Origin of the sequence: Thermosynechococcus sp. PP555, assembly GCF_031583225.1 — a bacterium.
GTDB lineage: Bacteria > Cyanobacteriota > Cyanobacteriia > Thermosynechococcales > Thermosynechococcaceae > Thermosynechococcus.
This window is the reverse complement of record NZ_CP134168.1, coordinates 2,336,119-2,359,888: the sequence shown is the minus strand read 5'-3', so window position 1 is coordinate 2,359,888 and position 23,770 is coordinate 2,336,119. Positions and strand designations below refer to the sequence as shown.

At 53.4% G+C, this 23,770-nt stretch carries 24 protein-coding genes and 1 tRNA gene; 9 read left to right on the top strand and 16 right to left on the bottom strand.

Annotation, left to right across the window (positions count from 1 at the left end; all coding sequences use genetic code 11):
- Nucleotides 1-38 precede the first annotated feature (38 nt).
- Nucleotides 39-695 carry an ATP-dependent Clp protease proteolytic subunit gene (locus RHH27_RS11605; protein ID WP_206200256.1) on the top strand — a complete coding sequence of 219 codons (657 nt, stop codon included), beginning with the start codon at nucleotides 39-41 and terminating at the stop codon, nucleotides 693-695.
- On the opposite strand, the gene RHH27_RS11600 is transcribed toward RHH27_RS11605, so the two are convergent.
- From RHH27_RS11600 to RHH27_RS11580, 5 genes are all read right to left on the bottom strand, one after another.
- Nucleotides 692-2,053, bottom strand: a complete 1,362-nt coding sequence (locus RHH27_RS11600) for an LCP family protein (RefSeq protein WP_302678341.1) — start codon at nucleotides 2,051-2,053, stop codon at nucleotides 692-694. The genes RHH27_RS11605 and RHH27_RS11600 overlap by 4 nt on opposite strands.
- A gap of 190 nt (nucleotides 2,054-2,243) precedes the next feature.
- Nucleotides 2,244-3,215, bottom strand: a complete 972-nt coding sequence (gene sds, locus RHH27_RS11595; RefSeq protein WP_206200254.1) for a solanesyl diphosphate synthase — start codon at nucleotides 3,213-3,215, stop codon at nucleotides 2,244-2,246.
- A 94-nt stretch (nucleotides 3,216-3,309) separates the two neighbouring features.
- Entirely contained in the window at nucleotides 3,310-4,383 is a 1,074-nt protein-coding gene (locus RHH27_RS11590; RefSeq protein WP_206200253.1) for an ABC transporter ATP-binding protein, read from the bottom strand.
- 3 nt (nucleotides 4,384-4,386) lie between these two features.
- Nucleotides 4,387-4,545: a chlorophyll a/b-binding protein gene (locus tag RHH27_RS11585; RefSeq protein WP_206200252.1), complete on the bottom strand. Its 159-nt coding sequence runs from the start codon at nucleotides 4,543-4,545 to the stop codon at nucleotides 4,387-4,389.
- A 57-nt stretch (nucleotides 4,546-4,602) separates the two neighbouring features.
- Nucleotides 4,603-5,592 carry a succinate dehydrogenase/fumarate reductase iron-sulfur subunit gene (locus RHH27_RS11580; protein WP_302678340.1) on the bottom strand — a complete coding sequence of 330 codons (990 nt, stop codon included), beginning with the start codon at nucleotides 5,590-5,592 and terminating at the stop codon, nucleotides 4,603-4,605.
- A gap of 54 nt (nucleotides 5,593-5,646) precedes the next feature.
- Between RHH27_RS11580 and RHH27_RS11575 the strand changes: the two genes are divergently transcribed.
- The 5 genes from RHH27_RS11575 (at nucleotide 5,647) to RHH27_RS11560 (ending at nucleotide 7,877) form a co-directional block, all read left to right on the top strand.
- Complete coding sequence (locus RHH27_RS11575) at nucleotides 5,647-5,979, top strand: YnfA family protein (RefSeq protein ID WP_206201697.1); 333 nt, start codon at nucleotides 5,647-5,649, stop codon at nucleotides 5,977-5,979.
- 261 nt (nucleotides 5,980-6,240) lie between these two features.
- Entirely contained in the window at nucleotides 6,241-6,594 is a 354-nt protein-coding gene (locus RHH27_RS13410; protein ID WP_399372920.1) for a sodium-dependent bicarbonate transport family permease, read from the top strand.
- 11 nt (nucleotides 6,595-6,605) lie between these two features.
- A complete protein-coding gene (locus tag RHH27_RS11570) occupies nucleotides 6,606-7,379 on the top strand; it encodes a sodium-dependent bicarbonate transport family permease (RefSeq protein WP_399373397.1) in 774 nt (257 codons plus the stop codon).
- A gap of 40 nt (nucleotides 7,380-7,419) precedes the next feature.
- On the top strand, nucleotides 7,420-7,752 hold the full coding sequence (locus RHH27_RS11565) for a P-II family nitrogen regulator (protein ID WP_206200250.1): 333 nt from the start codon (nucleotides 7,420-7,422) through the stop codon (nucleotides 7,750-7,752).
- 53 nt (nucleotides 7,753-7,805) lie between these two features.
- Nucleotides 7,806-7,877, top strand: a tRNA-Gly gene (locus RHH27_RS11560).
- A gap of 52 nt (nucleotides 7,878-7,929) precedes the next feature.
- On the opposite strand, the gene uvrC is transcribed toward RHH27_RS11560, so the two are convergent.
- From uvrC to RHH27_RS11505, 11 genes are all read right to left on the bottom strand, one after another.
- On the bottom strand, nucleotides 7,930-9,816 hold the full coding sequence (uvrC, locus tag RHH27_RS11555; protein WP_302678339.1) for an excinuclease ABC subunit UvrC: 1,887 nt from the start codon (nucleotides 9,814-9,816) through the stop codon (nucleotides 7,930-7,932).
- A 13-nt stretch (nucleotides 9,817-9,829) separates the two neighbouring features.
- Nucleotides 9,830-11,605, bottom strand: coding sequence for a M61 family metallopeptidase (locus tag RHH27_RS11550; RefSeq protein WP_302678338.1), 1,776 nt, complete (start codon nucleotides 11,603-11,605; stop codon nucleotides 9,830-9,832).
- Between the two features lie 30 nt (nucleotides 11,606-11,635).
- Nucleotides 11,636-11,950: a 30S ribosomal protein S10 gene (gene rpsJ, locus RHH27_RS11545; RefSeq protein WP_149819531.1), complete on the bottom strand. Its 315-nt coding sequence runs from the start codon at nucleotides 11,948-11,950 to the stop codon at nucleotides 11,636-11,638.
- A gap of 99 nt (nucleotides 11,951-12,049) precedes the next feature.
- Nucleotides 12,050-13,279 carry an elongation factor Tu gene (gene tuf, locus RHH27_RS11540; RefSeq protein ID WP_149819529.1) on the bottom strand — a complete coding sequence of 410 codons (1,230 nt, stop codon included), beginning with the start codon at nucleotides 13,277-13,279 and terminating at the stop codon, nucleotides 12,050-12,052.
- A gap of 17 nt (nucleotides 13,280-13,296) precedes the next feature.
- A complete protein-coding gene (gene fusA / locus RHH27_RS11535; protein WP_206200247.1) occupies nucleotides 13,297-15,372 on the bottom strand; it encodes an elongation factor G in 2,076 nt (691 codons plus the stop codon).
- Nucleotides 15,373-15,446: 74 nt separating this feature from the next.
- The gene (gene rpsG / locus RHH27_RS11530) at nucleotides 15,447-15,917 is read right to left on the bottom strand and encodes a 30S ribosomal protein S7 (protein WP_149819525.1); all 471 of its coding nucleotides are present in this window, start codon (nucleotides 15,915-15,917) and stop codon (nucleotides 15,447-15,449) included.
- A gap of 71 nt (nucleotides 15,918-15,988) precedes the next feature.
- The gene (gene rpsL, locus RHH27_RS11525; protein WP_149819523.1) at nucleotides 15,989-16,393 is read right to left on the bottom strand and encodes a 30S ribosomal protein S12; all 405 of its coding nucleotides are present in this window, start codon (nucleotides 16,391-16,393) and stop codon (nucleotides 15,989-15,991) included.
- A gap of 56 nt (nucleotides 16,394-16,449) precedes the next feature.
- A complete protein-coding gene (locus RHH27_RS11520) occupies nucleotides 16,450-17,184 on the bottom strand; it encodes a 16S rRNA (uracil(1498)-N(3))-methyltransferase (RefSeq protein ID WP_206200246.1) in 735 nt (244 codons plus the stop codon).
- A gap of 11 nt (nucleotides 17,185-17,195) precedes the next feature.
- Entirely contained in the window at nucleotides 17,196-18,686 is a 1,491-nt protein-coding gene (locus RHH27_RS11515; protein ID WP_302678337.1) for a leucyl aminopeptidase, read from the bottom strand.
- A gap of 55 nt (nucleotides 18,687-18,741) precedes the next feature.
- A complete protein-coding gene (locus RHH27_RS11510) occupies nucleotides 18,742-19,161 on the bottom strand; it encodes a VOC family protein (protein ID WP_206201696.1) in 420 nt (139 codons plus the stop codon).
- A 9-nt stretch (nucleotides 19,162-19,170) separates the two neighbouring features.
- Nucleotides 19,171-20,457, bottom strand: coding sequence for an efflux RND transporter periplasmic adaptor subunit (locus RHH27_RS11505; protein WP_206200243.1), 1,287 nt, complete (start codon nucleotides 20,455-20,457; stop codon nucleotides 19,171-19,173).
- Nucleotides 20,458-20,602: 145 nt separating this feature from the next.
- Here RHH27_RS11505 and RHH27_RS11500 point away from each other — a divergent pair, with 145 nt between their 5' ends.
- The 3 genes from RHH27_RS11500 to RHH27_RS11490 are packed head-to-tail and all read left to right on the top strand — an operon-like array spanning nucleotide 20,603 to nucleotide 23,767.
- Nucleotides 20,603-21,904 carry a valine--pyruvate transaminase gene (locus RHH27_RS11500; RefSeq protein ID WP_206200242.1) on the top strand — a complete coding sequence of 434 codons (1,302 nt, stop codon included), beginning with the start codon at nucleotides 20,603-20,605 and terminating at the stop codon, nucleotides 21,902-21,904.
- Between the two features lie 36 nt (nucleotides 21,905-21,940).
- A complete protein-coding gene (locus RHH27_RS11495) occupies nucleotides 21,941-22,834 on the top strand; it encodes an Rpn family recombination-promoting nuclease/putative transposase (protein ID WP_302678336.1) in 894 nt (297 codons plus the stop codon).
- 3 nt (nucleotides 22,835-22,837) lie between these two features.
- Nucleotides 22,838-23,767: an Rpn family recombination-promoting nuclease/putative transposase gene (locus RHH27_RS11490; protein WP_302678335.1), complete on the top strand. Its 930-nt coding sequence runs from the start codon at nucleotides 22,838-22,840 to the stop codon at nucleotides 23,765-23,767.
- The last annotated feature ends 3 nt before the right edge of the window (nucleotides 23,768-23,770 follow it).

Sequence of the window (23,770 nt, the reverse complement as noted above, 5' to 3'; positions counted from 1 at the left end):
GCTAGAGTACAGATAGTCTGTCATTTGCTGAGCGTCCTATGCGGTTGCCCCTTACTGCTGCCCAAGCGGCCTACTATGGTGATGCCTACTATCGCACCCCACCCCCCGATCTCCCTTCACTGCTGTTGAAGGAGCGGATCGTCTATCTCGGCATGCCTTTGGTGCCAGCGGTTACGGAACTGATCATTGCGGAACTGCTCTATCTGCAATACGACGATCCCGAAAAACCCATCCGCATTTACATTAACTCGACGGGAACCTCCCGCTACGATGGCGAACCCATTGGCTTTGAAACAGAAGCCTTTGCCATCTGCGACACCATGCGCTACATTAAGCCCCCTGTGCATACGATCTGCATTGGTCAAGCGATGGGGATGGCCGCCATGTTGCTCTCAGCGGGGACAAAGGGGTATCGAGCCAGTTTACCCCACGCCACGATTGTTCTGCACCAAACCAAGAGCTATGCCCAAGGACAGGCCACCGATATTCAAATTCGTGCCAAGGAGGTTCTGGCCAATAAGGCAATGATGGTCGAGATTTTGGCGCAAAATACCGGTCAACCCCCCGAACGCATTACCCGCGATATGGATCGGCTGCTTTATATGACGCCGCAAATGGCCAAGGAATACGGCATTATTGACCGCATCCTCGAACCCGAAGCGATGACCAAGAAACTGCCCGCCACTCTCACCTAGTGCAAGACGGCTGCCCAGTCGCGGCCAATGCGAATCGTAATATCCGAAGACAGCACCCCCGTGGAGTTGGCGGATACTCGCCCCATGCCAAGGACAGAACGAATCATTTGCGCAGCCCCAATATCCCCTTGCTGTGCCACAATCTCTGTTTCGGGGGTTTGCTGATACCACTCTTCACTGATGATCACATTGGTATAGCCGTGGTGGGCGAGGAAATCCGCCATGTCTTGGGCAGCGTCACTGCTACCGGAGGCATTTTGCAGCGCAATGCGTAGCGTCCCTGTTTCACGCCACGTATGGTCAACCAGCTTTGAGGGGCGATCGCTAAAGTGCTCAGCAACCACCCGATCAATGCGGTCATAGTCAGGAAGCCAGTAGCTGACCTCATAGCCATCACCACTAAAGCGTCCCGGCAGCAGAATCAAACGCAGGTTGTCTGGCTCAATGCGCAAACTAAATTGGGCGATCGCCATCAGTTCGGCAAAGGTTAAATCCGTATCCACATATTTTTGCAGGACGCTGTAGATTTTCGGCACCTGGGTCAGCATGACGGGATTGGCCAGTTTCTTTTGCAGCGCCTTGATCAGCATTTGCTGCCGCTGGGCACGACCAATATCCCCCAGTTCATCGTAACGAAAGCGAACAAAGCCCTCTGCTTGCTCCCCGTTCAGGGTTTGCAGCCCCGGTTGAAGATCAATGTAAAGTTTTTGGGTGTGATCGGTATAAACCATCCGCTTGGGCACGTTGACCTCGACACCGCCCACCAGATCCACCAATTCTCGAAATGCATCTGTATCAATGCGAATGTAGCGATCAATGGGGGTATAGTTGAGGATTTCGCTGACCACCCGCACCGTTAGATCGACCTCTCCATAAACATTGGCCGCATTAATTTTGTCGATGCCATGTCCGGGAATTTCCACACGGGTATCACGGGGAATACTCAAGACCGTAATCGTGCCATTTTCAGGGTTAAACCGCGCCAGCAGCATCGTATCCGTGCGACCACGGAACCGTTTCGGAGAACCTTCAGGGGCATCCAAGACATTATCCACCCCCAGTACCAAGAGGTTCACTGGCCGACTCATGCCATACTGGAACCCCCGTGTCATCATTTCCAGCCAAGAGGGATCCCGTTGGCCACGATGGTTCGTGCCCTGAAAGGGTGACATCAAAACAAATGTCATGCCCGCAAAGGCAGAAACCAAGGACACACCACTAAAGGCAGCAATCCAGCCTAGGGTACGCCATGGCGAAGGGCGCGATCGCTGACCCCTGCTTTTTTGAGATACTTTTTGCCTTCCCCGACCACCCACAGTAGAACTCACCGATTTACGCTGTTGAACGCCTCTTGCCACAAACTCACTCCCGAAATAAAAACCAATCGTGGGCTAGTCGGGTGGACGCAATCCCTGTCTTTAGTGTAGGGGATTGATTACTGATCCCGCACTTATACCTATTGGACTCCCTCATGGAAGTCTTGTTTCTGTTTTTCGCCCAGTTCCTGAAATTTATGCGCTGGGCATTGGAAATTTTGCCGCTGGCAGCTTAATAGAGCCGCTCAAGGACATAATCGGTCAACTGGCTGAGGGCCTGACGCGGTTCCGACGAAGGCAGCACTTCAAGCGCCGGTAGAGCCGCTTGGGCATATTCCTTGGCTAAATTGCGGGCGTCTTCAATGGCACCACTTTGGCGCACTAGGTTGAGGGCGGTTTCCAAATCCCCTTCTTCACTAAACTCTCGCTCAATGAGGGTATGCAAGTAGGGCGCTTTGGGTAGGGCAAAGAGAACCGGTGCAGTTAGGTTGCCATCCCGCAGATCTGAGCCAGCGGGTTTCCCTAGTTCTGCGGTGGAGCGGGTGAAGTCAAGGATGTCATCGACGATTTGAAAGGCTAGACCCAAATTTTTGCCGTAGGTGTACATGGCCTCGATGGTTTCTGGCGGCGCTTCACTGAGAACCGCTGCCGCCTTGGCACTGTTGGCAATGAGGGAAGCCGTCTTGTAGTAGGTTTTCAGTAGATAGTCGTCTAGGGTAATGCTGGTGTCAAAGCGGTTAAAGCCTTGGCGAATTTCCCCTTCAGCAAAGTCTTTGATCACTTGGGAGAGGAGCTTCACCACTTGCAGGTTATCCAAATCCGCTAAGTACCAAGAGGCTTGGGCAAAGAGAAAGTCTCCTGCTTGAATGGCCACCCGATTGCCAAAAACACTGTTAACCGTGGGCACACCGCGCCGTAGTTGCGCTTGATCCACCACATCATCATGAAAGAGACTGGCGGTATGAATCATTTCTGTAATTTCTGCTAAGCGGCAGTGCCGCGGGGTAATCCCCTGATCGGGCAGCGTGGCTCGCGACACCAAAAAGACAATGGCGGGTCGAATGCGCTTTCCACTGGCAGCAAAAAGATGTTCGGCGGCAGCAGAGAGTACGGCGTGTTGTGCTCCAATCAGTGCCTTCAGGTTCTCCGTTAGTACACAGAGATCCGCTTCGACAGGTGAAAAAAGAGAGGTTACCGAAGTCATGGACGGGCTGGCCGCAGAAGTTACGAAATTTTACAGAATCCTAGTTGTATTCTAAGCGAACCCTCCAATCTTGGGTAAGGGTTCCGATGAATTTTCAGCTAGGCTCAAAATTGAGAGCCACCCCGCTCGTAGGGTCAAACAGATAAAGATGGCGAGCCTGCAACTGGAGAGGGTCACCCATTTGAGGGATTTGGTGATTAGGGGCTAACCACAGCAGTTCTTGGGAACTATCCATGAGGCGACAGCGGACAATGGCTTCGCGGCCTAGGGGTTCAACGAGGGTGGCGATCGCCCCCAAGCCCTTCTCACTGATAGACAAATGCTCTGGGCGAATGCCCACGGTGAGGGGTTGTTCACTTTTTAGCGGCCAATGGGGGGTGTCTGGACAGGGCAAGGGCTGCTGCGCTAGCCACAGGCGGCTGCCATCCCAGCGAGCGGGCAGTAAATTCATCGGCGGGGTGCCCAAAAATCGCGCCACCATGGTATTGGCGGGTTTGTCGTAGAGATCAGCAGGGGTGCCAATTTGCTGGATTTGACCGCGATCCAGCACCACAATGCGATCGCCAAGGGTCATGGCCTCCACTTGATCATGGGTGACATAGAGGGTGGTAATGCCCAGTTGTTGATGTAATTGTTTCAGTTCAGCACGGGTTTGTTCCCGCAATTGGGCATCAAGGTTGGAGAGGGGTTCATCGAGGAGAAACACTTGGGGCGATCGCGCCAAGGCCCTTCCCAAGGCCACCCGCTGTTGCTGACCACCGGAGAGTTGACGCGGTTTGCGCTGCAGCAGGGACTCAATCCCCAGTAGCTTAGCCACTTGAAGAATCCGTTGCTGCCGTGTGGCCGGATCAACACCGCGCATTTTCAGACCAAAGCCAAGGTTTTCGGCCACGGTCATGTGGGGATAGAGGGCATAGTTCTGAAAGACCATTGCCACATCGCGATCGCGCCCACTCAGGCCATTGACACAGGTATCGCCAATGGAGATCTCCCCACTGGTGGGCTGCTCTAGACCAGCAATAAGCCGCAACAGGGTAGATTTACCACAACCCGAAGGCCCGACAATCACCCAAAGCGCCCCTGCGGGCACAGTTAGAGAGAGTGGACCAATTCCCACTCCTGGAGCAAATCGCCGCGTGACTCCCTCTAAGCGCAGTGTTGCCGCCACAACCTATCGCCAGCCCACCCACGTAAAGAAATCTTGGCCAGTGACCCACTCCAGCACCAGCAGGGCAATAAAGCCAACCATGGCAAAGCGGCCATTGATCAGCTCCGCATAGCGCGACCAACCAAATTGCGGGGTCAAATCATCAGGTGTTGGTTCACTCATGGTGTTTAGGTATGCAAAACAACTTCTTTAGCTTGGCATAGAGCCTTCACTTTGTACTCACATTTTAGAAGACGGCTGTTTCTGCTGTAGGGCGGTGATCACTGCCTTAATTTGGGCTTGACCAGCAGACTTTGCAAATCGCAGCGGAAACTTACCCCGTCGCAATAACCGCCAGCCCAAGGGGGCAAGGCTTGCCACACCCTTGAGATCTCGAAAACGATTGCCCACTACTTGGAGGCCAAATTGTCGCTCATCCACCCAGCCGCCTTCTTTCACCAGTTCCAAGAGCACTTGCCGATGGCGGAGGGGTCGCTCTTCATTGCGGCTTGCCCCTGTTGAGCGGGCTAAAATGGCCTGCTTGATCTCACTAATGCGATCGAGGGGTTGTACGCCCACGGGACACACGGTGTTGCAATTAAAACAACGGGTACAGCCCCACACGCCACTGGTGGCAGTGTTGTATTGGTCTAGGCGTTGGTCAGTTTCGCTATCGCGGGTATCAGCCACAAGGCGAGCTGCTTTGGCAAGGGCATGGGGGCCAACAAAGTCGGGATTCACTTCCACCGCATTACAGGCACCGTAGCAGGCACCACAGAGAATACAGTTGCCAGAGGCATTGAGTTTGGCGCGATCGCTGGGGGATTGCAGAAACTCCCGCTCAGGCACTTGCCGTGCCGCTGTACTCACGTAAGGATTAACGGCTGAAAGTTTTTGCCAAAAATCGCTCATGTCCACGACAAGGTCTTTGAGGACAGGCAAATTCCCCAAGGGAGCGATCGCAATTTGGTTGGGCACAGGACTATTGGCCAACTCGGCGTGAATACTTTGTTGACAGGCAAGGGCAGAACGACCATTAATGGTCATCGCGCAACTGCCGCAGATGGTGTTTCGACAATTCTTGCGAAAGCTGAGGCTACCGTCGTGGTATCCCTTGATTTGAATGAGGGCATCAAGAATGGTGAGGGAAGGATCAATCTCTAGTTCAAAGGTTTGCCAATAGGCGCTCTTGTTGGGTGCTTGGCGGCGAATCGTCAACTGAATTGTCATATGCTGGCGTCGGCCCAGTGTAGTTTCCAGTGTATAGCAAGCACTGCGGCGATGATGAAAGTTGCAAAATCCCTACTTTACTTTCTGATCACAGGCCTCCTAGAGCTGGGGGGAGCCTATCTTGTCTGGCTGTGGCTACGGGAGCATAAAAGCATTGGGTATGCCTTAGCGGGGGCGATCGTCCTTTTTATGTATGGCATGGTACCGACGCTGCAACCTGCGCATTTCGGTCGTGTTCAGGCTGCCTATAGTGGCATTTTCCTGCTGGTGGTTCTGTTTTGGGGTTGGGGAATTGATAAGGTGCGCCCCGATAAGTTTGATTTGCTCGGTGCTGGGGTTGCCCTCCTAGGAACGCTGATTATCATGTACGCGCCAAGAAGCCATTGACAGCGTCGCGATCGCCCCAAGGTCACTCTATAAGCTGGGCTTATTTAATCTATTTGAAAGTAATGTTTATTAAATGTGTGTGTTGCTGAAGAATTTACTATAGAGTAAGGCAAGCAAATCAAAAAGCTTGAATAGATAAAAGACTATGTTTGCGCCGTTGACCAACGGATGCAGGGAGGGCGATCGCCCAAATAGTCTTCTATCAACTTCAACATCTACAGCCCCATGGATAGCCCCTGATAATTAAGGAGGAATAGTACTGTGGATTTTCTCGGTCAGTTTTTGCAAGATTTTGTCAAGCAATTACAGTCGCCTACCCTTGGCTTCTTGCTGGGGGGCATGGTCATTGCAGCGCTGGGCAGTCAACTTCAGATTCCCGATGCCATCTATAAGTTCATTATTTTTATGTTGCTAATGAAAGTCGGCCTCAGCGGTGGGATTGCGATTCGCAGTTCCAACCTACAGGAGATGCTCTTGCCAGCACTCTTTGCTGTGGCGATGGGGATTCTCATTGTATTTATTGGCCGTTATACCTTAGCAAAGCTTCCGAAGGTCAAAACCGTGGACGCGATCGCTACCGCAGGTTTATTTGGGGCTGTAAGTGGTTCGATGTGAGTGGTTCGACCATGGCAGCAGCACTAACGGCTCTGGAGGCGCAGAAAATTAGCTATGAACCTTGGGCAGCCGCACTGTATCCGTTCATGGATATTCCGGCTCTGGTGACAGCCATTGTCGTTGCCAGCATTTACCTCAAGAAAAAACAGGAGAAAAAGGCGCCGGCTTCCCTCAGTGCCGTTGGTGCCGATGCGGGTGCAAGGAGCGCCACAGGTTATGCCGGGAGCACCAGTGAGTATCCCACCACTGCCAGTGAGTACCGCAGTCAACAAAGCAAACGAGCCAGAATCTGGCCGATTGTCAAAGAAAGTCTGCAAGGGGCAGCCCTTTCGGCACTGCTGCTGGGCGTTGCCTTGGGCATCTTTACCCGTCCCGACAGTGTCTATGAGAGTTTTTACAACCCTCTGTTTCGCGGTTTACTCTCGGTGTTGATGCTCGTTATGGGGATGGAGGCTTGGTCACGCTTGGGTGAGTTGCGTAAAGTTGCTCAATGGTATGTGGTCTATGCCGTGGTGGCGCCCCTCGTTCATGGCCTGATTGCCTTTGGTTTGGGAATGATTGCCCACTATGTCACTGGCTTTAGCCTTGGGAGTGTGGTGATTCTAGCCGTGATTGCCTGCTCTAGTTCCGATATTTCTGGGCCGTCAACATTACGGGCAGGGATTCCCTCCGCTAACCCTTCCGCCTATATTGGTGCTTCCACCGCGATCGGGACTCCCATTGCCATTGGCCTAGGAATTCCGCTTTACCTTGGCCTTGCCCAAGCAATCATGGGCGGCAGCTAGTGACCCAAACGCGCCAATTTCACTCAAGGAGGTACTCAGAATGGCCAAGCCAGCAAAGCAGCTCGTGATTGTGACCGAGAAGATTCTCTTGAAAAAAATTGCCCAAATCATTGATGAGGCCGGGGCGACTGGCTACACCGTGATGGAAACCGGCGGCAAAGGGAGTCGCAATGTGCGCTCCTCTGATCAACCCAGCGTTTCCGATACCCAAGCCAATATCAAGTTCGAGGTACTCACCCAGACACGGGAAATGGCCGAAAAAATTGTGGATCGGGTGGCAGTCGAGTTTTTCAACGACTATGCAGGCATTGCTTACATCTACGATGCCGAAGTGTTGTACGCCCACAGCTTTTGTGGTCCTGAGGGTTGCTGAAATTTCTGGGGCTTGACAAGACGCCCCCTAATTTTTTAAGCTAAGAATCTGTTGCGGGTATAGCTCAGTGGTAGAGCGCAACCTTGCCAAGGTTGATGTCGCGCGTTCGAATCGCGTTACCCGCTTTTGAAATAGCAAACGATCGCCCTCTTCTTTTGAAAAGCACTTAGCTCTTTGCTAATCGGTATCAGCATGAAAATAGCGGTAAATTTTTTCCGCTAGACGGGGGCCGACCCCATGTACCTGCGCCAACTGTTCGGGCGTGGCCATGCGGATGTAGTCAATGGAACGAAAGGTGGCGAAGAGTTCCTTTTGGCGTTGATAGCCCAAGCCGGGAATTTGGTCGAGGTGCAATCGCCGTTGGCGTTGGGCGCGTTTTTGACGGTGGAAGTTCAGGGCAAAGCGGTGAGCCTCATCGCGGACGCGGCGTAGCAATTGCACCCCCGGTTGCTCTGGATCGGTCGGCAGAGGCTGGCGGTGGTGGGGTAGGAAAATCTCCTCCCGCTGTTTGGCCAAGCTGAGGAGGGTGAGATCCCCTAGGAGCGGCTCCAACACCTGAACTACGGCGGAGAGTTGCCCCTTGCCGCCATCAATGAGGACAATATCTGGCCAGTCATCAGCCTCTGGAGGGTCACCCTTGCCCTCAAGGTAGGGGGCAAAGCGGCGGCGGAGAATCTCAGCAAGACTGGCAAAGTCGTCGGAGTGGCCAAGTTTTACCTCAGGGTTGCGGATGTTGTAGTGGCGATAGTGCTGCTTGGCAGGCAAGCCATCAATAAAAACGACCCGTGAGGCCACGGCGTCAGACCCTTGAATGTGGGAAATGTCGTAGCCCTCAATGCGGTGGGGCAGGGTGTCAAGGCCAAGGAGTTGGGCTAAATCTTCAAGAGCCATTTGGGTGCGATCGCTGGCCTGTTGAATGCGTGCCAATTCTAATTCTGCATTGCGTTGCACCATGGCAATGAGTTCTGCTTTTGCCTGCCGCTGGGGGACGGTGAGGGTGACGGCGCGGCCTTTCTTTTCGCTCAAGTAGGTACGCAGCAGATCCGCCTCAGGTAGGGGATGTTGCAGCAAAATTTCACTGGGAATTTCTACATCATCCACTTGGGCATAGTGTTCTTCAAGCACCCGCTGCAAAATCGTGCCCACACTGCCACTTTGAGCATCGGCAACGAAGGCCAAGCGTCCCACCAAGCGACCCGCACGAATTTGAAAGAGTTGAATGGCAGCATGGCGATCGCCGAGGGCAAGGGCAATGGCATCCCGTGACACCGTATCGTCCGGCAAGGACACCTTTTGATCCACGCCTAAATGCTCAAGGCCACGAATTTGATCCCGTAGTCGGGCTGCCAGTTCAAAATTCAGATCCGCCGCCGCTTGCGCCATTTGTGCTTGGAGCTGTGCCACGAGTTCCGCGGTGCGTCCCTGAAAGATCATGGCCACCTTTTGCAGGGTTTGCCGATACTCCTGCGGTGAAATCAGCCCTTGGCAGACCCCCGGACAGCGGCCAATGTCATAGTTCAGACAAGGGCGATCCTTGAAAAGGGGGCGGGGACGTTGCCGCAGCGGAAAAAGCCGCTTCACAAGGGCAAGGGTTTGGCGCAGGCGAAAGCTATCGACATAGGGGCCATAGTAGCGATCCTTGGGGGAATCACTGCGAGTATCGCCGACATTACCCAATTGGCGTTTGCAGGTAATGAAAATGCGGGGGTAGGGTTCTGACCACGTAATACAGACGTAGGGATATTTCTTGTCATCCTTGAGGAGAACGTTGAAGTGGGGCTGATGCTGCTTGATTAAATTGGCTTCGAGGGCAAGGGCCTCGGCTTCCGTATCGGTGACGATGAATTCAATGTCCGCCACCTGATAGACCATTAATTCAAGGCGCGGCCCCAGTTGGGCTGGCTCACGAAAATAGGAGCGCACCCGCGATCGCAGGCGTTTGGACTTGCCAATGTAGAGAATTTGATCCGTCTTGTCCTTGAAAAAATAAACGCCGGGAGTCAAGGGCAGTTGCCGCAAGATCTGTTCCAAGCGATCGCGATCCTGAATCAAGGGCTGAAGCATGCTGCCACCTCCCCTAGAGCTTTGCCGCTGTGGCTCCTAACCAAGCCTCCAAATGTGCCCGCTGACTCGGCGTGGCATCGGCACGGCACTGCACCTGATAGCGGGGCTGAGGGTCTCCCAACATCAATGTTCCTGAGTACAATTGCTGATCATGGAACCATGTCAAGTGAATCGTCTCTCCCACTGGGTATTCCCGCAATCGCTCTGACCAGTCCTCCGCCTTGACGCGCCACCCATTGAGGGCAATGATTTCATCCCCAGCCACCAAGCCTGCCTGTTCAGCCGGGGAGTTCCGCAGCACTGCCTTGATTTGCAGAGCGCCGTGTTCCTGCTTGAACTGAAGTCCCGTATAGGGAAGCGCGTCTTGGGGAACTAGTTCCAGCCCGACTTTGCCCAACCACTCCTGAAGGGGGAGTTCTACGGTTCCCTCAATGAACTGCTCGCGCCATGCCGCCAAGTTTTCATCGGCAACGGTTTCAATCGTTTCCCACAGCTCATCGGGGGTATAGCCCTGACCTGTCTCGCAATACTGCTGCCACAACCGCCGCAGGACATCGAGGAGCGATCGCTGGTGATTAAAATTAAGGCGAATCCGCAAATCCAGCAACAGTGCCACCAACTCCCCTTTGAGGTAGTAGGACATCTGCGAATTGATGCTATTTTCGTCAGGGCGATAGAGCTTAATCCAAGCATCAAAACTAGCAGCACTCAGGGATTGCACCCAACGACCGGGGGTATGTAGGTAGCGATTGAGGCTTTCGCTCAGTAGTTTAAGATAGGCCTCTGCATCAAAGCATTCTGCCCATAGGGGAATCAGTTGATCGAAATAACTGGTCACTCCCTCTGCAAACCAAAGGCTGGTGGTGTAATTCTCACTGTCGTAGTCAAAGACCTCGAAGGCTTGGGGTCGAATCCGCTTGACATTCCAGAGGTGGAAAAACTCATGGGCCACTAAACAGAGGAAGCGGCGATACTGCTCCGCTTGCTGAAAGCCAAAGCGATGGAAGATCAACGAGCAGCTATTGAGATGCTCCAGACCGCCGTAGCCCTTGTGGGTAAGGTGCAAAATAAAGACATAGCGATCGTAGGGCAGGCCGCCAAAGAGACTTGCCTCGGTGGCAATGATCCGCTGCATATCGGCGATCGCCCGCTGCGGCTCAAAATTGCCCTTGCCCCACACCGCCAATTCATGGGGTTTACCGTCCACCTCAAAGGCATAAACAGGGTGGGTACCCACCTCAAAGGGGCTATCCACCAGCAGATCGTAATTTGCTGCCCAAAATGTGAAGCCATCCTCGCCAAAGGGTTCAAGCGGAGTCGTCACCCGCCAGTCCGGCGGTGCCACAATCGTTACTGTTAGGGGCTGATCGCGATATTCTGGCACATAGAGGCAGACCGCTGCCGGATTGAAGTAGGCATGGCTGCTATCAAAGTGGTTTGTGCGTACCGAGAGTTCATGGGCATAGATGGCATAGCGCACTTCCAGTTCTTGACCGGGGGTGCAAGCCACCTGCCACTGATTTTTACAACACTTCCACCACTCAAGAGGAGTGCCGTCAGCGGCCGTTACCGTAAAGTCCTGAAGATGCCGCGCATATTCGCGCACAAGGTAGGAACCCGGCGTCCACACCGGTAAGTGCAGATCAAGAACATCGGTTTGCGGTGCCGTTAGCCGCAGCGTTACCCATAAAAGATGCGTATGCCCCTGCTGGCAGTTGATTCTGTAGGCCATGGCAGGGGGCTGAAGAGAAGACTCAGAGGGGGAAGGATGAATGATCGTATGCGTCATACCCCTCAGTGTAGTGAACTTTGGCGACGCTTACAATTTCACTTCAATATCTACGCCCGCCGGCAAGTCCAACTTCATCAGGGCATCAATCGTTTTCGGTGAAGGTTGGTAAATGTCGAGTATGCGACGGTGGGTACGGGTTTCAAAATGCTCCCGTGAGTCCTTGTCCACGTGGGGCGATCGCAGAACGCAGTAAATTCGACGGCGAGTGGGTAGGGGAATTGGGCCAACGGGGGAAGCGCCGGTTCTTTTTGCAGTATCGACAATGCGATCGCAGGAAGTATCGAGCAAGCGATGATCAAAGGCCTTAAGGCGAATACGAATTTTCTGTTGTAGAGCAGCCATAGGAATCTTCCTTACTTGTCAAGGTTCAGAGACAATCCGACAAAATTCAGACAAAAAAGGCCGCCAACACCACAGAAAGGCTAGCGGCCATAAGATCAACTACTTCAGGATTTTGGAGACAACACCCGCACCAATCGTCCGGCCACCTTCACGGATGGCAAAGCGCATCCCCTGCTCAATGGCAATGGGCTGGATCAGTTCCACGGTCATTTTGATGCGGTCACCAGGCATCACCATTTCAGCGGCGCTACCATCATCAGCGGTGAAGGAGGTAATCGTACCGGTCACATCGGTGGTACGCACATAGAACTGCGGACGGTAACCAGCAAAGAAGGGGGTTTTACGGCCACCCTCTTTTTCAGTAAGCACGTACACTTCACCCTCAAATTGGGTGTGGGGCGTAATGGAGCCGGGTTTGGCAATCACCATTCCCCGTTCCACATCCTCTTTTTTCAGACCGCGCAGGAGCAAACCAGCGTTGTCACCGGCAATCCCCTCTTCGAGGCTCTTCTTGAACATTTCAATACCGGTGACCGTCGTTGTGCGAGTTTCCCGCAGACCCACGAGTTCAACCGTTTCGTTGAGCTTAATGCGACCCCGCTCAATCCGACCCGTGGCCACGGTACCCCGACCGGTGATGGAGAACACGTCTTCTACAGCCATCAAGAAGGGCTTATCCACATCCCGCTCAGGGGTAGGAATGTAGTTATCCACGGCATCCATTAGCTCGTAGATTTTATCGACCCACTCATTTTCACCGCGTTGGGTTTTCGGGTTGGCGGTCATGGCTTCAAGGGCTTTTAGACCCGAACCACGGATGATGGGCACTTCGTCACCGGGGAATTCATATTCGCTGAGGAGTTCCCGCAGTTCCAGTTCCACCAGCTCCAGCAGTTCTTCGTCGTCCACCATGTCCACTTTGTTCAGGAAGACAACAATGCTGGGCACCCCCACCTGACGAGCCAAGAGAATGTGCTCTTTGGTTTGGGGCATCGCACCATCAGTAGCGGCCACCACGAGAATAGCACCGTCCATTTGGGCGGCACCCGTGATCATGTTTTTCACATAGTCAGCGTGGCCGGGGCAATCCACGTGGGCATAGTGACGTTTTTCAGTCTCATACTCCACGTGAGCCGTGTTGATGGTAATCCCACGGGCTTTTTCCTCAGGGGCAGCATCAATTTCATCGTATTTGCGAGCTTGGGCTTTCCCTTGGGCAGCCAATGTCATGGTGATGGCTGCGGTCAGTGTGGTTTTACCGTGGTCAACGTGACCAATCGTACCGATGTTAACGTGGGGTTTGGTTCGTTCAAATTTAGCGCGTGCCATGTTGTTCCTCGTATAGACTATGCGTTCCCTTTATTTTTGGCAATGATCGCCTCAGCCACATTACGGGGGACTTCCTCGTAATGGCTAAATTCCATCGAGAAAATTCCCCGACCTTGGGTATTCGAGCGAATGTCAGTGGCATAACCAAACATCCGTTCGAGAGGGACTTTTGCCGTCACTTTGGCAATGCCATTTTCCACGGTTTGTCCCTCAATTTGACCGCGACGGGAAATGAGGTCTCCCATCACTGTCCCAAGGAATTCTTCTGGAACCTCGACCTCGACCTTCATCATTGGCTCCAGCAGCACCGGATTGGCTTTCATTACTGCCTCTTTAATGGCCATGGAGCCAGCAATTTTGAAGGCCATCTCTGAGGAGTCAACCTCGTGGTAGGAGCCATCCACTAATGTGACCTTGAGGTCAATCACTGGGTACCCTGCCAAAATCCCCGATTCACAGGCTTCCTTCATCCCCTGCTCAGCAGGTGGAATGTACTCTTTGGGAACGACACCACCAACAATTTTGGAGACAAATTCAAACCCAGTACCGGGTTCGGCAGGCTCTACTTCAATCACAACGTGACCATACTGGCCTTTACCGCCACTTTGACGGATAAACTTGCCTTCGGCACGGACGGGTTTGCGAATCGTTTCGCGGTAGGCCACTTGGGGTTGGCCAATATTGGCTTCCACTTTGAACTCCCGCTGCATCCGATCCACAAGGATCTCGAGGTGCAGTTCCCCCATCCCCGCAATCACGGTTTGGTTGGTTTCAGGATCAACGCTGACGCGGAAGGTGGGGTCTTCCTCAGAGAGGGCTTGCAGGGCTTTGGAGAGTTTTTCCATGTCCTGCTTGGTTTTGGGTTCCACAGCCACGGAAATCACTGGCTCTGGAATGTACAGCGATTCAAGAATCACGGGCGAGCTTTCATCGCAGAGGGTATCCCCCGTGAAGGTTTCCTTCAGACCCAAGGCAGCTCCTAAATCGCCGGCTCGCAGTTCATCTACTTCAATCCGCTCATCGGCTTTGAGCACAATCAAACGAGAAATGCGCTCTTTCTTGCCCTTAGTGGCATTGAGGACATAGCTGCCTTTTTTGAGAACACCAGAATAAACGCGCACGAAGGTGAGGCGGCCATAGGGATCCGACATGATTTTGAAGGCTAATGCCGCTAGGGGTTGATCATCGTCGGCAGCACGCTCTACCTCTGTGCCATCGGGCAGATGACCTTTAATCGCTGGAATGTCAATGGGCGCTGGCAGATAGTCCACCACGGCATCAAGGAGCAATTGCACGCCTTTATTTTTGAAGGCGGAGCCACAGAGCATCGGCACAATGGTGCCAGCGATCGTCCCTTTGCGTAGGGCGGCGCGGATTTCCTCTTCTGTGAGTTCTTCCCCCTCAAAGTATTTTTCCATGAGGGCATCATCGGTTTCGGCAACTGCCTCGATGAGCTTGGTGCGATACGCTTCCGCCAGTTCAGTCATCTCGGCAGGAATTTCAGTGTCTTCGATTTCCTTGCCAAGGTCGTCTTTGTAGATTTTGGCGCGCATCCGCACCAGATCAACGATGCCTTTGAACTGATCTTCAGCACCAATGGGCAACTGAATCGGCACAGCATTTGCCCGCAGGCGATCGCGAATCTGGTCATAGACTTTGTAGAAGTTTGCCCCAGTGCGATCCATCTTGTTGACAAAGACGATGCGCGGGACGCTGTAGCGATCGGCTTGCCGCCACACGGTTTCTGACTGGGGTTGCACACCACCGACGGAGCAGAATACCGCAATCACCCCATCGAGAACCCGCATGGAGCGCTCCACCTCAATCGTGAAGTCCACGTGGCCGGGAGTGTCAATAATATTGATCTGGTGGTCTTTCCAAGAGGTGCTGATGGCGGCGGCTGTAATGGTGATGCCCCGCTCCCGCTCCTGTTCCATCCAGTCGGTAACCGTGGTACCCTCGTGCACTTCGCCAATTTTGTGCACCACACCGGAATAGAAAAGAATACGTTCAGTTGTGGTTGTTTTACCCGCATCAATGTGAGCGGCAATCCCGATGTTTCGCACTCGCTCTAGCGGGGTCGTCCGTGCCACAGCTACCTCCTTGTTTGTTGCATTACGTTAGAATTCTTAAATAATTGTATCCAACTCTTGAACCGTGTGACGGTTTAGTAGCGATAGTGGGCAAAGGCCTTGTTGGCTTCTGCCATTTTGTGGGTTTCTTCCCGTTTACGAATGGTGCTGCCGGTTTCGTTGGCGGCATCCATCAATTCATTGGCCAGCTTGGCGGACATCGAACGACCGGCTCGTTTGCGGGAAAATTGCACTAACCAGCGCAAAGCCAAGGCGACGCCGCGATCGGGACGAACTTCCATCGGCACTTGGTAGGTGGCACCCCCCACACGGCGGGCTTTCACTTCCACTAGGGGCGTTGCATTTTTTACTGCACGCTCAAAAATTTGCAGAGCATCCTCGCCGGTGCGCTCCTGTACGGTTTTCATCGCGTCATAGACAATGCGGCTGGCAAGGGATTTTTTGCCATTGAGCATAATCCGCTGGATTAACATATTCACCAGCACGTTGTTATAGACGGGATCAGGGGCAGTAGGCCGTTTTTGAGCGCGAGTGCGACGAGACATAGGTGTTTACTGTTTGCTCTAGTGAAGTTCAAGATTTCAAGGGTGGACTCAAGGAGATAGGAGAACGGAAATTATTTCTTCTTGCCGGTAGCAGCAGCCTCACCGGGTTTGGGACGCTTGGCACCATACTTGGAGCGACCTTGTTTACGGTCTTTGACGCCAGCGGTATCCAACGTGCCACGGATAATGTGGTAGCGCACACCGGGCAAATCTTTAACCCGACCGCCGCGAATCATGACTACAGAGTGCTCCTGCAAGTTGTGGCCAATTCCCGGAATATAGGCGGTGACCTCAAAGCCAGAGGTGAGACGTACCCGTGCCACTTTGCGCAGGGCAGAATTGGGCTTTTTGGGGGTTGTGGTATAAACCCGTGTGCATACCCCACGCCGTTGGGGGCAGCTTTTGAGGGCAGGAGATTTTGTTTTCTTTTTCAACAGTTCCCGCTCTTGGCGGATCAGTTGCTGGATGGTGGGCATTGCTGCTTACGTTAATTTCACCGAACTTCTAGTGTATCGAGGTAGCCGTGGCGTTGTCAATGCTGTTGTGCCGTTGCGCAGTGCCTCTCAGTGTAATGGCTCACTAAGGTCAGGCTGGCGATCGCGGCGGTGACGGCTCTCAGGGTACGCCGCCCCAAGGAAAATGCTTGCCAACCAGCGGCCAAAACTTGCTCCACTTCTGAGGCTGTCCATCCCCCCTCGGGTCCGATCGCCAGATAAATTGGCTGAGATAGATTCATTTGGGGCAAGCAGTCCCACAGGAGCTGTGAGGCATTCAAACTGGCAATGTAGCCCTTGGGGGTGAGGCTGACCATTTCGGCAACGGAGAGGGGATCACTGAGGGTGGGGACATAAAGACGCTCACTTTGCTCGGCGGCCTCTTGGAGAATGCGCTGCCAACGCTGGTATTTATTGGCACTGGGTTGCAGGAGCGATCGCGCTGTTTGAATCGGAATAATACGCTTGACCCCCAATTCCGTTGCCTGTTGCAGCACTTGCTCAAAGTTTGCCACCTTCAGTAGAGCTAGACAGAGAATAATTTCTACACTGAGCTCCGTCTCTTGCTTTTCAGCTTCCAATAATTCGACAGTCTGCCCATTCACACCAAGCGTGCCCCGCCATCGCTGTCCTTGGCCATCCAAAATCGAGATGACATCGTTATCTTTTAAGCGCAGGACATGGCGGAGATAGTGGACTTGCTCAGGAGTGAGCCACACCTGTCGGTCTTGGATTTGTGAGGGTGAGACGACTAACCGCTGGGGCGATCGCATTCAATTTCTATCTAACTGAGACTGCATAGCCACTCCACCAATGTGCGCACAGGGTAGCCTGTCCCACAGGGATTATTGTAGCCATCCTCTTTTTCTGTCCAGACAGGACCGGCAATGTCAAGGTGTGCCCAAGGGGTGTGATCAACAAATTGCTGAAGGAATAGGGCGGCGGTAATTGATCCGGCCGATCGCGGACCGGTGTTTTTCATATCGGCCACTTGGGACTTCATACCCTCAAAGTATTTATTTTCAAGGGGCATTTGCCAGAACTTTTCACCGGAGCGATCGCTGGCCTTTTGCAGAGCTTGCGCCAATTCTGAATTGTTGCTCCAAAGACCGGCAATATTATCCCCTAAGGCAACAATACAGGCACCGGTCAGCGTTGCCAAATCAACAATGGCATCTACGCCTAGTTTTTCGGCATAGACCAAGGCATCGGCAAGGGTGAGGCGGCCTTCAGCATCGGTGTTGTTGACCTCGATGGTCTTACCGTTGGAGGCGGTGAGAATATCCCCCGGATGCAGGGCACGGCCACTAATCATGTTTTCAGTGGCAGCAATAATAAAGTGAACTTCAATGCCAGCGGGTTTGAGTTGACCGATGACCTTGGCGGTTCCCAAAACGGCTGCGGCTCCCCCCATGTCCATTTTCATGGTTTCAATGCCCCCTTGGGTCTTGAGGTTGAGGCCACCGGAATCAAAGGTTAACCCCTTGCCAATGAGGGCAATTTTCTTCTGGACATTTCCGGCGGGAGTGTAGGTGAGGTGAATAAATTTCGGCGGTAGATCAGATGCCTGGGCCACTCCCAAAAAGGCACCCATACCCAAGGCGGCACACTCATCGCGCTCCAAAATTTTTGCCGTGAGGCCGTAGGTAGCCGCCAATTGCTGAGCCGTTTCCGCAAGGGTGACAGGCGTCACTTCGTTGGCCGGGGCATTCACGAGTTCGCGCGCCAAAATCACCCCATCACAAATCTGCTGGGCACGGGTCAAGGCCGCTGCTTGCTCCCCTAAACCCAACAGGCTGACGGATTCTGGATAGGGCAGGAGTTTACGAGCTTCGGGATCCGACTTAAAACGCACATCACTGTGGAGGGCAAGGAGAACTCCTTCGGCAATGGCTTGGGCAGCATCCGCCGCCTCTAAAGTCTCATGGGGCAGTGCCATGCCTAATGTTTTTGCACGTTCACGGCGAGCCGTACGGGCAATGGTCGCAGCAGTGCGGCGCAGGGTCTCTAGGTTAAAGTCATCGCGATTCCCCAAGCCCACAAGGAGAAGCTTTTTAATGGGGAAGTTGGGCAATAGGCGCATCAGAAGGGAGGTACCGGACTTGCCTTGAAATTCCCCTTCGTTGATCAGTTCCTGCAATAGACCGTTGAGGCGTTGATCAAGGGTCGTGTAGGGGTCGGTGAGGGTGAGGGTGCCTTCCGTTTGAAAGACGGCGATCGCCAGTAAGTCCCCCGACCAGTCGGGAATGACTGTAGTAATTGTTTGCAGTTGCATGCCTATCTACGACCCAAAAATCTCTCAACCCCCTTATTTTATCGGGGTTTAGGCCTCAGCAGGAACCCAGACACTGCAAAAATTCAAGGGGCAAGCCATCGCAGTCACGCATAAAGGCGACGTGATAGAGGTGCGACCCAATCACTTGCTGAGTGGGCTTCAGCAGTAGCTCAAAGGGTAAATTCTGTGCCTTCAACGTTTGCGCCACCTGATTGAGCCATGTTTCAAGGGGGTCAGGATGGTCACTGAGATCAAAGGAAAGATGGTAGTAGCCAACATAGTGCTCATCGTGAAAAGGGTCAGCAGCAGGGTGGGGTTCAGGGACTTGCAGAAGTTCAAGGCGGGTGTGCCAGCCCTTGAGCCAACAGGCAAGGGTATAGCCCGTGGTAAAGCGGACATCCATCGTGAAGCCTAGGCATTCATAGAAGGCGATCGCCCGCTGAATATTGGCGGTGCGGATGGAAACGTGGTGCAAGCCCATAGACTACTCCTGTTTTGGCCGCAGCCGTTCCGGAAAATCAATAAAGACCCGCTCACCCGCCCTCAGGCCGCTGATAATTTGTGTTTGATCTTGCCAGCTACTGCCAATGGTGACGGGGCGGAATTTTGGCTGATTGTCTTCACCCACAACATAAACACCCGTTTGACCGCGCTCAACGGCAATGGCCACCGTCGGCACCAGCAGGGCATTGTTAATTTTTTGTCCCAGAAAATCTAAGTCCACATTCATCCCAGAACGCAGCTTCTGCAACCCAGTAACAAGGGAGACCCGCACTTGAAAGAAGGTGACATTTTGCTCCACCACCGCTTCGGGTGCCACTAAGCGTACTCGTCCTTCAAAGGTTTCCCCCGGATAGGCATCGGCACGGATTTCAACGGGTTGCCCCACGAGCACTTGGCCAATGTCCACTTCTGGGACTTCGGCAAGAATTTCTAGGCCTTGGGCAATGGCCACAATTGAGGTGGAAGTGGCAGAGGTCGTGGCAGAGGCGGTGGTGGTGGGTGTCACAAATGCCCCCGGATTGGCGTACTTCTGGGTAATAATCCCCGTAAAAGGAGCGCGAATCACTGTATCTTCGAGGGCAGCACGGGCGGCTTGGACTTGGGCTTGGGCAGCAGCCACGGCCGCTTCCGCTTGACGGATCTCTTCAGTGCGGGAACCCCGCTGTAATAGTTGCAGGCGCTTTTGAGCTTCATTCAGGTTGGCGATCGCGCTATCCCGGTTTGCCTTTAGTTCATCAAGGGTATCGCGGGGAATCGCACCCTCAGCCGCGAGCAATTCATTGCGTTTCAGGCGTTCTTCTGCCAATTGAGCACGGGTGGCGGCTGCTCGCACTTGGGCTTCGGCTTGGGCAATTTCCTCGGCACGGTTACCGGCAACCACGCGATCGCGACGGGCAATGGCATCGGCGAGGTTGGCTTGGGCTTGAGCCAGTTGCGCCTGTTCATCGCGGTTATCCATACGGGCAATGATTTGACCCGCCTTGACCCGATCGCCCTGCTCGACGTAGAGTTCGGCGAGAAGACCTGCCCGTTTTGGACTGATATTGACGGTTTGCACAGGCACCACTTTGCCCGTGGCAGCAATGCGAGCGACTAAATCGCGACTGTCTTGAACGGGTACGGTGTAGCGATCTAAATCAAGGGGCGTTTGGCGCGATCGCCACAGCAGTAGGCCACCACTGCCAATCAAACCAGCAGCAATCACCCCAATCACGAGCGATCGCCAAGGGGAAGAAGGTTTACCAACAAAGGGGATAAACGCTGCCATGAATGCCTTACAGTTCTTGGCCTATTCTAACGTTATGTTACAGTGACCCACCGAATAGCAGCATTGACCGTATCTATTGGTTCCATCTGTCCCTTAATAGAAGCGCAGATGCTATCCTAACCAATACTGTCTATGTCCTTTGCCTATGAATCCTGCACTCTCCCAGATTGGCCAGCAAATGTCCCAACTGACGGGAGTTCGGGCAATCATGAAGGATATTATTGAGACGTTGCGCCTGAATCGCGGTCAAGACCTGATTAACCTGAGTGCAGGTAATCCCCTCATTGTCCCTGAGGTGGAGCAACTATGGCGCGACTGTACCCACGAGCTAATGGCCAGCCCAGAATTTGGCCAAGTGGTCTGCCGCTACGGCACAAGCCAAGGGTATGAACCGCTAATTGCTGCCGTTGTCGATGATTTTAATCGCCGCTATGGTTTGAACCTGACGGAGCGCAATGTCCTTGTCACCCCCGGCAGTCAGGCCATCTACTTCTTTGCTGCCAATGCTTTTGGGGGCTTTAGCGCCAACGGTGAATTAAAGAAAGTCGTTCTCCCCTTGAGTCCAGAATATACGGGTTATGGTGGCGTCAGCTTTACCCCTGATACTGTTGTTGCCTATCGTCCGCGCCTTGAGATTTTTGAAGCGGATCACACCTTTAAGTATCGTCCCGACTTTCAACAACTCCACATTGATGAGACGACTGGATGCGTCATCTTCTCTCGTCCTTGCAATCCGACGGGAAATGTGCTCACGGATGTCGAGGTGCGGCAAATTGCTGATCTCGCTGTCCCCTATGGCGTTCCAGTGTTGATTGATGCTGCCTATGGCCCCCCCTATCCCAGCTTGAACTTTACGGAACTAGCACCCGTTTTTGGCGGCAATATTGTCCACTGCCTCAGCCTCTCAAAAGCAGGACTGCCGGGGGAGCGGGTGGGGATTGCCATTGGCGATCGCGAGATTTTGAGTGTTCTCGAAGCCTTTCAAACCAATGCCTGTATTCATGCCTCGCGCTACGGTCAGGCGATCGCGGCCTTAGCCATTGCCAATGGTGCCCTAGCCGAAGTATCCGTCAATGTCATTCGTCCCTTTTATCAGCGCAAGTTGACAGTTCTCGAAGAAACCCTACGAACTGCTTTGCCCAACGACCTTCCTTGGTTTTTGCATCGCGGTGAGGGGGCGATTTTCGCGTGGCTATGGCTACGGGATTTACCCATGACAGATTGGGAATTATATCAACACCTGAAGCGAGCAGGGGTGATTGTGGTTCCCGGCAGCTCCTTTTTCCCCGGCTTGACCGAGCCGTGGCGCCACAAACAGGAGTGCCTGCGTATTAGTCTCACTGCCAGTGATGAGGAAATTGCCCTTGGCATGCAACGACTAGCCGCCACCATTACACAGGTGTATCAAGAGTTCCCTAGCCGCTCCTACTCTGATGTCCTCGCTTAAGCCCTCCTTCATGGGTGAGTACTTCCTCATTTCTCAATGCGCCGTGACTCCCTCTTTTACCAACTGTTTGCCCAGCTGCCCCAGACACTGTTTGACCTTTTGGGAATCAATCCCCCGCAGGGCTACCGCTTTGACTCTGTGGAGCTGAAGCAAACGGCCTTTCGCATTGATGGCGTCTTTCTGCCTCCTGACCCCTCAGGAACCGTCTATTTCTGTGAAGTTCAGTTTCAGCGCGATAACACCCTCTACGAACGTCTCTTTGCTGAGATTTTTCTCTATCTGCGCCTGTACCGCCAAACTTTCTCTGATTGGCAAGCGGTGGTCATTTATCCCCATCGCCAAGCCGAACAAGTTTCCTTTGAACCCTATGACGTGTTGGTCAAGAGCGATCGCCTGCGGCGGGTGTATTTGAATGAACTGGGGTCACCAGCGGAATTGCCCTTGAGCCTTGCCCTGATGCAGTTGATGGTGGTACCAGAGGCAGAGATGCCCAGAGTCGCCCGATTACTTGCCCAGCGCAGCCAGACCGAAAGAGCGCCAAACTTGGAAGCCATAATAGAGTTAATCACTACCATTGTGCTGTACAAGTTCACCAAGCTGAGTCGGGAGGAGGTGCTGCGCATGCTGAGGTTTACGACGGAGGAGCTGAAGCGAACACGGTTTTACCAAGAGGTCTATGCCGAGGCACAAGAGGAAGGGTTACAACGGGGCTTACGGCAGGGATTACAACAGGGATTACAGCAGGGATTACAGCAGGGAGAGGTACTTGTTGTCTTGCGGCAGTTAAGACGGCGGTTTGGCGATTTACCAACTAGTCTTGAAGAGCGCATTCGCCAGCTCCCTCCCCATCAGATTGAAGCGTTGGCAGAAGCTCTCCTTGACTTCACTGACCTTGAACACGTCTCTGCGTGGCTAGAGCGCTCCCCCTAGCCCATGCGCCGTGACTCCCTCTTTTACCAACTGTTTGCCCAGCTACCCCAGACACTGTTTGACCTTTTGGGAATCAATCCCCCGCAGGGCTACCGCTTTGACTCTGTGGAGCTGAAGCAAACGGCCTTTCGCATTGATGGTGTCTTTCTGCCTCCTGACCCCTCAGGAACCGTCTATTTCTGTGAAGTTCAGTTTCAGCGCGATAACACCCTCTACGAACGTCTCTTTGCTGAGATTTTTCTCTATCTGCGCCTGTACCGCCAAACTTTCTCTGATTGGCAAGCGGTGGTCATTTATCCCCATCGCCAAGCCGAACAAGTTTCCTTTGAACCCTATGACGTGTTGGTCAAGAGCGATCGCCTGCGGCGGGTGTATTTGAATGAACTGGGGTCACCAGCGGAATTGCCCTTGAGCCTTGCCCTGATGCAGTTGATGGTGGTACCAGAGGCAGAGATGCCCAGAGTCGCCCGATTACTTGCCCAGCGCAGCCAGACCGAAAGAGCGCCAAACTTGGAAGCCATAATAGAGTTAATCACTACCATTGTGCTGTACAAGTTCACCAAGCTGAGTCGGGAGGAGGTGCTGCGCATGCTGGGGTTTACGACAGAGGAGCTGAAGCGGACACGATTTTACCAAGAGGTCTATGCCGAGGCACAAGAGGAAGGGTTACAACGGGGCTTACGGCAGGGATTGGAGCAAGGATTACAGCAAGGACTGCAACAAGGATTGCAACAGGGATTACAGCAGGGATTACAACAGGGAGAGGTACTTGTTGTCTTGCGGCAGTTAAGACGGCGGTTTGGCGATTTACCAACTAGTCTTGAAGAGCGCATTCGCCAGCTCCCTCCCCATCAGATTGAAGCGTTGGCAGAAGCTCTCCTTGACTTCACTGACCTTGAACACGTCTCTGCGTGGCTAGAGCGCTCCCCCTAGCCC